Source organism: Desulfosarcina alkanivorans (assembly GCF_009688945.1).
Lineage (GTDB): Bacteria > Desulfobacterota > Desulfobacteria > Desulfobacterales > Desulfosarcinaceae > Desulfosarcina > Desulfosarcina alkanivorans.
The window spans coordinates 2,831,590-2,845,488 of sequence record NZ_AP021874.1 but is presented as its reverse complement, the minus strand read 5'-3'; the positions used below and the strand labels follow the sequence as shown (position 1 = coordinate 2,845,488).

At 52.8% G+C, this 13,899-nt stretch carries 7 protein-coding genes; all 7 read left to right on the top strand.

What is annotated here, in order from left to right; genetic code table 11:
* Window positions 1-9: 9 nt before the first annotated feature.
* The 7 genes from DSCA_RS12520 (at window position 10) to DSCA_RS12490 (ending at window position 13,877) form a co-directional block, all read left to right on the top strand.
* Window positions 10-738: a phosphate ABC transporter ATP-binding protein gene (locus tag DSCA_RS12520; RefSeq protein WP_155316749.1), complete on the top strand. Its 729-nt coding sequence runs from the start codon at window positions 10-12 to the stop codon at window positions 736-738.
* Between the two features lie 782 nt (window positions 739-1,520).
* A complete protein-coding gene (locus DSCA_RS12515; protein ID WP_167527742.1) occupies window positions 1,521-1,904 on the top strand; it encodes a chromate resistance protein ChrB domain-containing protein in 384 nt (127 codons plus the stop codon).
* A 10-nt stretch (window positions 1,905-1,914) separates the two neighbouring features.
* Window positions 1,915-2,937: an extracellular solute-binding protein gene (locus tag DSCA_RS12510; RefSeq protein WP_231716465.1), complete on the top strand. Its 1,023-nt coding sequence runs from the start codon at window positions 1,915-1,917 to the stop codon at window positions 2,935-2,937.
* Between the two features lie 31 nt (window positions 2,938-2,968).
* Window positions 2,969-4,588 (top strand): ABC transporter permease, encoded by a 1,620-nt coding sequence (locus tag DSCA_RS12505; RefSeq protein WP_155316747.1) that lies wholly within the window; start codon window positions 2,969-2,971, stop codon window positions 4,586-4,588.
* A 16-nt stretch (window positions 4,589-4,604) separates the two neighbouring features.
* On the top strand, window positions 4,605-5,336 hold the full coding sequence (locus tag DSCA_RS12500; RefSeq protein WP_155316746.1) for an ABC transporter ATP-binding protein: 732 nt from the start codon (window positions 4,605-4,607) through the stop codon (window positions 5,334-5,336).
* Window positions 5,337-5,438: 102 nt separating this feature from the next.
* Window positions 5,439-6,548, top strand: coding sequence for a flagellar hook assembly protein FlgD (locus DSCA_RS12495; protein ID WP_155316745.1), 1,110 nt, complete (start codon window positions 5,439-5,441; stop codon window positions 6,546-6,548).
* A 33-nt stretch (window positions 6,549-6,581) separates the two neighbouring features.
* Window positions 6,582-13,877, top strand: coding sequence for a right-handed parallel beta-helix repeat-containing protein (locus DSCA_RS12490; protein ID WP_155316744.1), 7,296 nt, complete (start codon window positions 6,582-6,584; stop codon window positions 13,875-13,877).
* Window positions 13,878-13,899 lie beyond the last annotated feature (22 nt).

The window sequence follows — 13,899 nt, the reverse complement described above, 5'->3', positions numbered from 1 at the left end:
GCGGGTTCGATGCAACCACGGGATAAAATAATCGTCGAAGGGGTCAGCTTCTCCTATGGGCAAAACCCGGTATTGAAGGACATCCGGGTGACGTTTGCCGAGCACGCCGTCACGGCCGTCATGGGGCCGTCCGGACAAGGCAAGTCCACCTTCCTCGGCCTTTTCAACCGTCTTTGGGACGACGTACCCGGCGCCCGGATGGAGGGAGACATCCGGATTCGGCTGGGCGGCCGCTGGCTCTCACCGTTTTCAGCGGATTTGCCCCTGCCGCTTCTTCGCCGCAAGGTGGGAATGATATTCCAGGAGCCCAACCCGTTGCCGATGAGTATCGCCAGAAATATGGCCTTCCCCTTGAAGCTGGCCGGCCTGAAGGACAAAGCGGTCATCGAGGAGAAGATACGAACGGCCCTGGAGCAGGCTTTTTTATGGGAAGAGGTGAAAGACCGTCTGGAAAAGAGCGCCCTGGACCTGTCCGGCGGGCAGAAGCAGCGCCTTTGCATCGCCCGGGCATTGATCCTGGAGCCGGAGGTGCTGTTGTGCGACGAACCGACCAGTTCTCTGGACACGAAAGCCGCCGGGGTCATCGAGGAACTGCTCATCCAACTAAAAAAACAGTGCACGATTGTGACGGTTTCGCACAACCCGCAACAGGTCGGGCGGATTGCCGACCGCATCCTGATGCTCCACGATGGCAGGATGACACCGATGGCGCCAGGCGCCGTCGAATACCACGCCTGAGCATCACCATCCTACCCCCATTTTGAAAATGAGTTAAGTATCAGATATCCGTCTATCACAACATTTGACAGGACTGGCCCACCCAAGCTTCTCTCAACACATCTAAGGTCGCCACATTTCTGTGATAGATTCATTTTCCAAATGTAATCTGCAATAAGCTGGAAATTCAGCCGCCCCCATATGTAGTGGTGCTTCAAATTAAATATTATTTCAATTACTTTCCAGCAACATAAGGCAAGTAACATGTATGTTCTGAAGGGGCAAATAGCTTCAGGTCCTGTGATCTATTCTGCACCCATCCTTGTCAAGGCATCTATTTCGTTCAGCCTATCACAATTGATAGATGGCCAGGTGCCTCTGTAAATTTTTGTGAAAACTGCTGAAGATCGATGAATTCGGTATATGTACACCATTGTATATGCATGCTATTCAACCGAATCTGAACCGAAATAGATGGCTTCGACTGACATGATTGTTTCGGGCCAAGAATAAAAATTCGGATCTAATAATATTCTAACCAGGATTTGGGTAGAATATTAGTCAACAGCGCTCTCGCGACTTTTCCCCTCTACAAACTGAATTGAACTCATTTGCAGCGGCTGTGACGATACATGCCCGCGGTTTTGTACATGCTCATTGTTCACCGTTATATCTGGTAGGCGAAAATGAAAACGTACCACCTGACTACGTTGATGCTTTGTTTATTGTTCCTTGGCATAAATCTGCCCGCCCAACACGTCTATTCCCAGGATAATCCTCATCTTTATTCTACAGGCACGGCAATGGAACCGGACCGTTGCGCATCGGCCTGGTTGATCAAGCGATTTGTGGACATAGAAGCCCAGTTTAAGTTCTTTCCCGACGGCAGTTTAGTGCCGGAAGGCATACCTTTTGACACGCCCGACGCAACGCTATGCCGGACCCACCATTTATCCACCTTTGAAATCATCGTCCAAAAATATCGGATCGATGATCCCGGCATCGATAAACTGGCCCAAGCCATTCATAGCATCGAAATCGATTATTGGGGCGGAGAAAGATCTGACCTGGCACTGGAGATCGAACAGGCACTGAGAAATATCATCGTCCAATCGGAGAATAATCATCAATGCCTGGAAAAATGTTTTCAATTTCTCGACCAATTGCTGATCCGGATAAAGGAGTGACGTTTAACCGATGAAACGTAAACAAAAAACTATCTTGTTCATGGCTGCCATCGTTTTTTTACTGATACCTGCGGTCGCTATTAGTGCTTCGTCAGGTCAGGTTGTGGTCTATACGGCCCTCGATCAGATATTTTCCGAACCGATCCTCAAAAGATTTGAAAAGGAGTCTGGAATTGCGGTCAAGGCCGTATACGATATCGAGGCAACCAAAACCACGGGGCTGGTTAACCGGTTGATAGCAGAAAAGAAAAACCCGCAATGCGACGTGTTCTGGAATAACGAGATTATCCGGTCCATCATTTTAAAACGGAAAGGCGTGTTGACACCCTATCACTCTCCTTCTGCCGAAGATATTCCCGGTCAGTTCAAGGATAAGGAAGGGTATTGGACGGGCTTTGCGGCCCGCGCCAGAGTGCTGGTCGTGAATACAAGCGCCCTGACAGCTAAAGAACAGCCGTCATCCATCCTGCAGCTCACGAACCCGGAATGGAAAGGGAAAGTGGCCATCGCCAATCCGCTGTTCGGCACCACGGCAACCCATGTAGCGGCGCTGTTCTCCCTTTGGGGGCAGGAGAAAGCGAAAGGGTATTTCATGGAATTAAAAGCCAACCGGATCAAGATCGTTGACGGTAATTCAGTCGTCAAAGACCAGGTCGGATCCGGAGAGATCGTCGCCGGTTTTACCGATACCGACGATGTGAATACCGGTGTTTTGGCCGGCTTGCCTATAAAAGCGATCTATCCGGACAAAGACGGCCTCGGAACGTTGTTAATCCCCAATACCGTTGGGTTGGTTGCCAACTGCCCGCACCCGGCAAAAGCCAGAAAGTTGATGGATTACCTGCTTAGCCGGGATGTGGAGAAGGATCTTGCATATTGCCCCTCGGCGCAGATGCCCGTGCGGGAACAGGTGGAAACGCCGGCCAATTTTGTTTCCGTGGATCAAGTCAAGACCATGCCGGTTGATTTTGAGAAAATGGCTGACGAAATGGAGGTTTCGGTTAAATTCGTCCAGCAGTTGTTTATCCGATAACCATTGTCCGACGCATTCGATTGAGAAGACGATGAGAAGCCAGCCGAAATTCGTCTCCATGATTTGCATGGCCCTGTTTTTGGGTATCGTTGTGCTGCCCATGGTGATGATGTTCGGAAAATCGTTTGCTGTAGACGGTTCGTTCTCGGTGGATAATTACATTTCGGTCTTTACCGACGGCCGGATGATCGGCCTTTTCACTAAAAGTCTGGCCTTGTCTTTCCTGGCAACCATTATGGCCCTGCTGCTGGGAGTTCCCTTTGCTTTCCTGATGTCGCGTACGGATGTCCCCGGTAAGAAATTGTGGCAATGGCTTTACCTGCTGCCGCTTTGCATTCCCTCGTACATTCATGCCATTGCATGGCTGTCCTTTCTCGGACCAAAGGGGATCTGGCCAACATTTATTGCCGGTGCCTTCGGTTTAGGGACCGCAACCATCGACATTTACAATCTTTACGGATCGGCCACAATCCTGGCGCTTTCCTATTTCCCGTTTGTCATCCTGCTGGCCTTGTGTGGATTCGACAGCATGGACCGGCGCCTTGAAGAGGCCGCCGGGCTGATCCACAAGCCGGTCACCGTGTTTTTAAGAGTAACCCTGCCGCTGGTCAGCCCGCATATCTTTTCAGGGGCGGTTCTGGTTTTTCTCTTTTCCCTGTTCGATTACGGTGTCCCGGCGCTGCTTCGCGTGCATGTCTACCCCGTTGAGGCCGTAACCCAGTTCAGCGCCTTTTACAACGAAGGCGCGGCGACTGCCCAATCGTTTCCGGTGATCATTGTCGGGCTTATCCTTTTGGGACTGCAGCGGCGTTTCATGGGTAACCGGTCTTATGTCACCTTGGATACGGGCAGCCGCAAAGCGGTAACGTTCGAGTTGGGCCGTGCCTGGCCAATAGCCTTTCTTTTCTTCGGACTCGTTATTACGGTATCGGTGATCGTTCCCATCATGGTGCTGATCAGCCGGGCCGGCTTTCCGGAGAGCTACCAGGTTGTCTTTAACAATTCTCTTAGTGAAGTGACCGCTACCATGGGGCGTTCGCTGGCTTCCGCGACTGTCATCGTTCTGCTGGGTTATTTTCTCTCCGAGATGATTGAGAACAAGCCATCTTTCTGCACTGCGGGCCTGGATTACATGACCCTGGTGCCGCTGGCCTTCCCGGCCACCGCCCTTGGGATCGGGCTGATCTACTGCTGGAATCGGCCGGCTACCGAGATTGTTTATCAAAGCTCGTGGATTCTCATTTCTGCCTATGTGGGGAGGTTTTTGCCGTTTGCCGTACGGGCATCGAACGCAAACCTCAAGCAGATCGGTGGCAGCCTCAAGGATGCGGCCCTGCTCATGGAAAAGCGCTGGTGGAAACGTCTGCTTTCGATTGAATTGCCTCTGGCTACGCCCGGCCTTGTTGCCGGCTGGATCATCGCGTTCATTCTTTGCATGGGAGAATTGGGCGCGACCCTGCTGGTCATTCCTCCCGGCCAGGGCTCCATTTCCCTGAAAATATACACGCTCATGCACTATGGCGCCAATCAGGTGGTGGCCGCCATGGCGCTGGTTCTTGTTTTCGTGAATGTAAGTGTGGCTACAGGTCTTGCTTTCGGCGTTAGAAAATTTCGCCCATTTCGGATAGCGGCAGCCGGGCAAGACGGATGAACCGAAAAGGATAATCATGATCGAGATCAATAAGGTGTCGGTGGGCTTGGGAGATCGAACCATACTGGCGGACGTATCCGTGCGGGTTCCGGCCGGGCAATGCCTGGCGCTGTTAGGACCTTCCGGCAGCGGGAAAACCACCCTGTTGCGTTTGCTGGCGGGATTGGAAAAACCGGACGCCGGCACAATCCGGATAAACGGCAAACTGGTCAGCACGCCCCAAAAACTCACCGCGCCGTATGATCGATCCGTAGGCATGGTGTTCCAGGAACTGGCGCTTTGGCCCCACATGACGGTATGGCAGCAATTGGATTTTGCTGTGGGGGCGGATCTGTCGAACAAAAAAATACGCCACGGAAAAATCGAGGCGGCGTTGTCCCGGGTGAAGCTGGACGCGTTCAAAAAAGCCTATCCCCACCAGCTATCCGGGGGAGAGAAACAGCGCCTGGCCCTGGCCCGTGCACTGATCCAGGAACCGGAAATACTGCTTTTGGACGAACCCTTTTCAGGCCTTGACGCGGAGTTGAAAAACAGGCTGCTACTGGAAATTCGAAAGATTGCCCGGGAAATGAACATGACCTGCATATTTGTTACCCATCTGGTTTCCGAAGCCGAATACCTGGTGGATCGCATGCTGACGATCCGAAATGGGCGTGTCAGGTCGCGACAGATGCAAAAAGACGAGGCCTTATCGGCCGATCATGCGCCTAACAGACTGGTTTGCCACACTGGCGGCAGGGGCAGGTAGGTGGAAAACGAATCGAAACCAAAATAGCGCTGATATTCAGCACTCATTTCTCGGCATGCCGCTGAATAGCTTAACGCCGCCAAGGCACAAGGGAAGGATAGAATGAGAAAAAAGTCAGATTTGGACCATCCTGCTGGATGTCGCTTTATCCTTTTATTAGCGTTCGTTTTGCTGCTGCTGCATGTAAATGGCTATGCGGGCGATTTATTGATTTCGGTATCGGTGCAGCCCACGACTTTAGATAGTACCAGCGGCGGGACAACGCGGATCCGATGGCACCAAACGAAACAAGTTGTCATGAGTGCTTTCATCTGTGACTTGAATGGCAGAATCGTTAAGACTTTTTTTGATCGCGAGAAAGGGAATCCCGGAACACATGAAGTGACCTGGGACGGGCGCGACGATAACGGTCAGCTTTGCCCCACCGGGGCGTATATTCCGATCATCAAGGTGCGCAGTCGCCAACAGGGCAGCGAAATTTACAACCCCTCGGAAACGCCGTGGGGATTGACGCTTAACGGTCACGATATTTCATACAATGCACAGACAAAGCAAGTCAGTTATCGTTTGGATCAACCGGCTCTCTGCCAGATGCGGATAGGAGAGAAGGAAGGTGGGCCTGCCTATATCAGCCTTTTTGGATGGGTGCCGAGAAGTCAGGGGGATTACCATGCTGCCTGGGATGGAAAAGACGTAAACGGGCTGATAGAGGTCTGGAAAAAGGAGCACTTCGAAATCTATCTGGATGCGTTTTCCCTGCCCGAGAATTCAATCCTTTTGAACGGCTCCAATCCCCGCTCCTATAATTATAAAGGACTCAAGAAGCGCTTTCCGATCAAACCGCCCGTGGGCAGCACCATTAATCTGCATGCTTTGCACCAACGAGAATTTTGCCATGACATGCTTCTAAACGCAGCCTTTAAATCCGGAAAAAAAACAGCGGATGGCATACCAATCATCGAGGGGCAGGCCGAACTACAGGTTTTTGCGGGCAAGGATGTTAATCTTAGACAACTCGAACGGGAAAAATTCGAATTGTACATATTCGTCGACGGGAAGATGCTGATCGAAAGCCCGCACCCTTCGCTGCCGGCATCCCAGACAATCGATACGACCACCATATCGAACGGAGACCGTATCTTCACTATTAACCTGAGAACATTTGAAGATCATTTGGGGATTTTCTCCTTTAAAGTACGGGTAGATAATTAATGCTGCACAATCAATATATCCCGGGGGGATAGCATGCGGATTCAGACCGTTTTTGGCAGGACATTCATCACGATCGTTTTCCTGGTCTTTATCTTATGTTTCGAGGCCATGGCTTCGGGTACCCTTACATACCAGTATGATGACATGAACCGGCTGGTTAAAACGGTCTACGATGATGGCACCGCTGTAATTTATACTTACGATCTGATGGGCAATCGTTTCAGCCGGCATATCGCCCTGGTATCATCACCAGCCAATGCAACACCGGACACGCCTTCAAACCCGACCCCTATGGACGGAAGTAGTACTGTCGATCCTTTATCCGCAACGCTTCAATGGTCCGGTGGTGACCCGGATACAGGCGATGCGGTGTCCTACGAGATCTATTTCGGCACGAATAGTCCGCCCGCCCTTTTTGAACGAACCACTGCATCGGTATTGTCACTTGACGCCCTGGAACCGTCTCAAACCTACTATTGGCAAGTAAAGGCCCGTGATTCCCGCTGCGATACCAGTGAAGGCCCCATATGGCAGTTTACCACATCCAATACCCCGCCGAATGCGCCGGTTTACAGGATGCCGGCAAACGATGCCGGAATCGTGGCGGGCAATGCCTACCTGAGTTGGGATGCGGCAACCGATCCCAATGCCGGAGATTACATTGCCGACTACGATATCTATCTTGGAACCTCACCCACGCCGCCCCTTGTTTCCGCAAACCATAGCGGAACCGTTTATTCCGTCGGCGCGCTATCCGTGAACACCACGTACTATTGGAAGATCATCGCCCGTGACAATCACGGGGCAACCAGCACCGGCAGTCCGGTCTGGTCGTTTACCACATTCGGTCACGCGGGAACGGTGCTAACCGACCAGGTTTATTCTCAGAATACGACCCTTGCCAGGGCATCCGGTCCCTATACGGTACAAAATACTTTGACCGTCGATCCCGGAGCAATCCTTACCATCGAGCCGGGAACCGTATTCAAATTCGAAGCAGGCGCCACTTTGGTTGTCAACGGCGCGCTAATGGCCCAAGGCACTTCGGCGATGCCCATCATCTTTACCTCGGAAAGAGATGACCGTTACGCAGGTGACACGAATGGCGACGGAAATGCCACTGAAGCGGCGCCCGGCGATTGGGGCGGTATCCAGATGCCCGGCGGATCGGTGGGCAGAACCATCGATCTGACCTATTGCCGGATTTTTTATGCCTCTAACGGATTGTCGGCAACCGATATCGGCCAGTCGGTTGACATGGTCATCGACCATTCGGAATTTTCCGATAATTCCGGCAACGGCATACAACTAGAGCTGAGTGGCAATTCCACAGTGTCGCTGTCGCTGGACGACTCTGTGCTGTCTGATAACGGAGATGATGGGCTATACGCAAATGTTACTGAATCGGGCACAGAAATTACCGGTCATATTAGCACATGCACGGTCTCGGGCAACGGCGGGCATGGGCTATACATGCGCAATTACGATTCCGGCCGTTCGAACCTGTCCATCGAAGGCAATACCATCACCGACAACAATGCATACGGTATTTATGCCTACGCAGAAGATTCATATACAAACATGGAAATTGATGGCAATGCAATCAGCGGATGCAAAAGGGGTATCGAGATCGCTCTTGATGGATGGAATCAATGGCTGGGGAGCTTGACGATATCCAAAAACGAGGTGAGCGATTGCACGGATATTGGCATTTGTTGTTACGCAGTGGATGACAGCTTTAACAATTGCCAACCCAGGATCATAGACAATTATGTTCACGACAATGCCGGCACCGGAATCCGAGGATACTCTGTTTCCGACGAAGAGGTTTTTTTCCTTGACGTGCGGGGCAATACGGTGACTTCCAATGCCGGCAGCGGGTTATACATTACCCGCTGGGATAACGATAGCAGGTATGAGATCGAACCACATGTAATGTTCAATACCGTCACGAACAATGGTGATTACGGGGTCTTCGTCCAAGCCACCGCCCTTTCGCAAATGTTTTTTAACGATATCCACCAAAACGATGGAATCGGTTTGTACGTCGAAGTCGATGATAACGCCGCCGTTCACTACAATAATATTTATGCAAGCCGTGGCAGGTACGAGCTTTTTAATGCCAGCCATTTTGAAGTATCCGCCCAACACAATTACTGGGGCAGCAATGTTTTGTTCCAATACCCCAATTATGACAGCCTTGAAGACAATTATTCCATTTACGATTATTTCGACGATGCAGAAAAAGGCAGAGTGTATTATTCAGACTGGTCCCAGTCAAAGATCTCTTTACCTGAAGGTCCGATTTCCAAATTCTTGACCCCTATTGAAGGCACATCTTTTGGTAGCACCCAAGTCCAGGTAAAGGGTATTGCCGTATCGCCGGCGGGCCTGGGCTATGTCGAAGTCAGCGATGACGGCGGTGCGAGCTGGCAGACGATGAACGGGGCCGGATCCTGGTCGGGAGAGATCGAATTGGCAAGTGGCGCTTATACGCTCTTGTCCCGGGTCACGGATGCGAATGATGTGGAGGAAACGCCGGGCGTCGGTGTGAATGTGACGGTTGACACGGGTCTGCCAACCACCTCGGGTCCTTTGAGCGAGGATGAAACTTGGACGGGGACGGTGACGGTTGCCGGCGATGTGATCGTGCCTGAGGGTAAAACCTTGACCATCGCAGACGGAACGCAGATCATTTTTACCGTCCACCAGGATACCAACATCAGCGGCGCCAGTAAATCCAGAGCTGAACTGATCGTGTACGGATCTCTGATTGCCGACGGTGCGGTGTTCGGCTCTTCATCGACCACACCTACAGCGGGCGACTGGTACGGTATCCGCGTCCTGGCCGAGGAGAACGATGTCGCGGCTAGCCTTTCCAACTGCACGGTGTCCCATGGCCAGGTGGGGTTGTCGGTGGTGGCGGACAACGGGCATACGGCCACGGTGACATTGACCGGCACAACGGTCAGCAACAGTGCGGGCGACGGCATCTGGGTAGACGTGGACAACGATGCCACCTTGGATCTGTCGGTAAACGGATGCACGCTGTCAAACAACGGGGGCAACGGGTTGTATGTGTTCACCGACAACGCCGATGACTTCTTGTATGACGGCGCTGTAAATATATCCATCGACACCAACACTATCGATGCCAACGGGGAATACGGCGTATACCTGTATGTAGATGAATCGGATAGCAGTTTGTGGATCGGCGCCAATGAAGTGAGCGGAAGTTTACAAGACGGCATTTACTATTACATGAGAAACGGCACATCCGGCCCCCGGCTGGTGAACAACCATGTGCACGATAACGGGGGACACGGGATTCACGGCTATACGGGGGCTTCCGATTCGGGTTTGATAATGGAAGTGCGGGGCAACACGGTGGTCGACAATACCGGCAGCGGTATCTATTGCGATCATGTTTCGGAGAGCTTCTTGATCACCCTCAACACGGTTACCGGCAATGGCGCCTTTGGAATTTACTCCCAGTCCAATTCGACTGCCGAGATCTACTATAACGACATTCATGAAAACGGAGATATTGGGCTGTACGTGGAAGCCGAAGACGGTTCGTCGGTGCATTACAACAACTTTTACGGTAACCTGGGCGATTACGAACTATCCAATGGCAACGAATCGGCTGTGGATGCACGCCATAATTACTGGGGCGGTGACGTGACCGCAGAGATGACCGGTGGGAGCAACCCGAAGGACATCACCCGGATTTACGATATTTACGATGAATCCGGCATTGGCAGGGTTTACTACGAGCCGTGGCTGGATACGGTCCAGACGATGCCGACGGGGCCGGTCTCGCATGTTATCGCGCCGGTGGACGGCAGTACAATAGCAAATCCCCGGGTGAGCGTGCGGGGAATCTCGGTGTCGGCTGCGGCGATCGATTTCGTGGAGGTCAGCGATGACGGTGGTGCGAACTGGCAGACGATGAGCGGCGCCGAGACCTGGTCGGGTGAAATCACGTTGGCGGGCGATGGCGCCCATACGCTCCAGTCACGGGCAACGGACGTGGATGAGGCGATGGAAACACCGGGTGCCGGTGTGACCGTGACGGTGGACACAAGCGCGTACACCACTTCGGGGGCCTTGACCGAAGACGAAACCTGGTCCGGTACGGTACAAATCACCGGCGATGTGACCGTGCCTGCGGGGATAACATTGACCTTGGAACTGGATACCGAGGTCCGTTTTCCGGTCCTAAATGACGACACCTACGGCGGAGCCAGCGCCTCCCAAAGCGAGTTGATCGTTTACGGCAACCTGATTGCCAACGGGGCCGTATTCAGCTCCTCGTCGGCCACGCCAACAGCGGGAGACTGGTACGGAATCCGGGTCCTGGCCGAAGAGAACGATGCGGCAGTGAACCTTTCCAATAGTACGATCTCCCACGGGCAGACGGGGTTGAAGGTGAATGTGTACGGCGCACATACGGCTGCAGTAACGTTGGCCGATACGACGATCGACGACAGCGCTGACGACGGTATCTGGATCAAAGCGGATCACGGTGCCACGGTATTGCTGTCGCTGGACGGTACAACGCTGTCCGACAACGGGGCCAACGGACTATATTCGTATGCATACTGGGACGATTCGGTGATTTCCGGTCACATCAGTTGGGGAACGGTATCTGGTAACGGTGCAAATGGTTTGTACGTGCAAAATTACGGTTCCGGCCGCTCGGATCTTTCCATCGACAGCAACGTTATCGAAGGCAACGCTGAATACGGCGTCTATGCATACACACGAGCCAGCAACAATTACCTGACGGACATTATGATCTCCGGTAACACGATTAGCGGCGGTACCAACGGCATTTATTTGTACTCGTGGGGATGGGATGGCAGTCTGACAATTTCAAACAACGATGTGAATGGTGCCGCCAACGAAGGCATATACGCCTATGCTTTGTCGGGTAGTATGTTTGAACCACGGGTGATAGACAACTATGTCCACGATAACGGGAGCCACGGGATTCGGGGACTGTCGAATGCCAGTACTTCGGCTTTGGTTATGGAGATACATGGCAACACGGTTACAAACAATGCCGGCAGCGGAATTCACTGCTCTCCCGCCTATAGCTCCAGCCTGATAGAGTCTTTGATCACGTTCAACACGCTAACAAGCAACGGTGGATACGGGGTATACATTGAGTCAAGCACAAAGGCCGCAGTGTACTACAACAGTATTTATGACAATCTGGGCGATTACGAGTTGGTCAACGGCAGCGAAACGCCAGTGGATGCGCGTTACAATTACTGGGGCAGCGGCGCAACGACAGAGATGACCGGCGGTGGCAACCCGAAGGACATCACCCGGATTTTCGATAGTTTCGATGAACCCGGCCTTGGCAGGGTTTACTACGAACCGTGGCTGGATACGGTCCAGGTATTGCCGACGGGTCCGGTATCGTTTGTCATCGCACCGGTGGACGGCAGCACTTTTGGCAATACTCAGATAAGTGTAAGCGGCGTAGCGTACGCGCCGGCGGGTGTGGATGCCGTGGAAATCAGTGTTGATGGAGGCGGTACTTGGCAGCCGATGAGCGGCGCCGAAACCTGGACCGGAGAGATTACGCTGGCGGGCGACGGCGTCTATACCCTCGAGTCCCGTGCCACGGATGCGGGCGCGGTGGTGGAGACGCCTGGCACCGGGGTGACCGTGACGGTGGATACAAGCCTGCCCACAATATCCGGAACCTTAAGCGGGAATGAAACCTGGTCGGGTATATGGACCGTTACCGGAGATGTGACGGTGCCCGTCGGAACGACCCTGATCATTGAGCCCGGCGCGCAAGTCAATTTTGCCGTCAACCAGGATGACACCACCAGCGGTGCCAGCACATCCCAGGCGGAACTGATCGTTTACGGTACCCTGATCGCCGACGGGGTGGTATTCGATTCTTCGTCGATTACAGCAGCCCGTGGCGACTGGTACGGAATCCGCGTCGTGGCCGAAGCGAACGATGCGACGGTGAGCCTTTCCAATTGTGAGGTTTCCAATGGACAGGTGGGGGTGTCGGTGTCGGCAAACAACGGCCATGCCGCCTCGGTGACACTGACCGATACCGCCATTGAATACATTGCGGACGACGGTATCTGGATCGATGCACGCGGCGGTGCCACGGTGGCGCTGTCCCTGGACGGAACCGAACTATCGTATGGCGGTGGCAACGGGCTGTACGCATATGTATCGGACTCGGGCACGGAACTGACCGGTCATATCAGTACAAGCGCGGTATTGGGCAATGAAGGGCATGGGCTATATGTGTACAATTCTAATTCCAGTAGCTCGGATCTGTCCATCGACGGCAACACCGTTGCCAATAACGCCGAATACGGCATCTATGCCTCCGCAGACGCTTCAAATATAGACATGGCAATCGACGGCAATACGATCAGCGGAGGTACGTATGGTATCCGTACTTCAATTTGGAATTGGGATGGCAGCCTGATGATCAATAACAATGAAGTCAGCGGCGCATCCGAAGACGGTATTTATTGTCGCAGTGTTGGAAACACCGTTCTTGTTGAACTGCAGGGCAACACGGTGATGGACAATGGCGGCTACGGTATTTATTGGAGAAATTCTGATACTGATCCGCTTGAGTCACCGATCGCCCTCAATACGGTAACAGGCAACGGCGATTATGGGATGTATATTGAGTCCTCCGCGCCGGTTCAATTGTATTACAACGACATTCACGGCAATTATTTGGGTATACTTTTGGAGGCAGGTGACGGTTCGGTGCTGAACTATAACAACCTGTATGGCAACCTGGGAGCTTACGACCTGAACAACGAAAACGAGTTTGATGTGGACGGGCGCTATAATTACTGGGGCCAGGACTGGGTGGACGTTTATCGTATTCTTGATGGTTATTGGAGTTCCAGCAGGGGTGTCGTCGATTACTCCGACTGGCTGTCCGACTTCATGGAAAATGAGGACAGTGACGCGGACACGCTGACCAATATCTGGGAATACGAGAATGGCCTGAATCCGCAAATCGAGGACAGTGATGCAGACGGTTTGAACGACGGCGACGAAAAAACCTATTGGGGCGATTCATGGAATGCAGATATCGATTCGGATGGCCTGATCAACATCCTGGATCCGGATGCAGACGGAGACGGATCGTCGGATGGTGATGAAATCGCGCAAGGAACCGACCCGGGCGATGCGGGCAGTTCTCCTGGAGTAATACCCGTTCCGGCTGCCAATCATTATCTCCTGCTCATAGGGATGCTGATGCTCATTGGGTTGGGAAAGCTCGCACTGATGAGAAAAAACCGGATGGAAGGCCTTTAGAAAGCAACTGGCATGATGGATG

What these genes read in the sequence shown, in the direction of transcription:
- DSCA_RS12495 (WP_155316745.1), top strand. Translation starts at nt 5,439, where the DNA reads ATGAGAAAAAAGTCAGATTTGGACCATCCTGCTGGATGTCGCTTTATC.
- DSCA_RS12490 (WP_155316744.1), top strand. Translation starts at nt 6,582, where the DNA reads ATGCGGATTCAGACCGTTTTTGGCAGGACATTCATCACGATCGTTTTC.
- DSCA_RS12510 (WP_231716465.1), top strand. Translation starts at nt 1,915, where the DNA reads ATGAAACGTAAACAAAAAACTATCTTGTTCATGGCTGCCATCGTTTTT.
- DSCA_RS12520 (WP_155316749.1), top strand. Translation starts at nt 10, where the DNA reads ATGCAACCACGGGATAAAATAATCGTCGAAGGGGTCAGCTTCTCCTAT.
- DSCA_RS12500 (WP_155316746.1), top strand. Translation starts at nt 4,605, where the DNA reads ATGATCGAGATCAATAAGGTGTCGGTGGGCTTGGGAGATCGAACCATA.
- DSCA_RS12505 (WP_155316747.1), top strand. Translation starts at nt 2,969, where the DNA reads ATGAGAAGCCAGCCGAAATTCGTCTCCATGATTTGCATGGCCCTGTTT.
- DSCA_RS12515 (WP_167527742.1), top strand. Translation starts at nt 1,521, where the DNA reads ATGGAACCGGACCGTTGCGCATCGGCCTGGTTGATCAAGCGATTTGTG.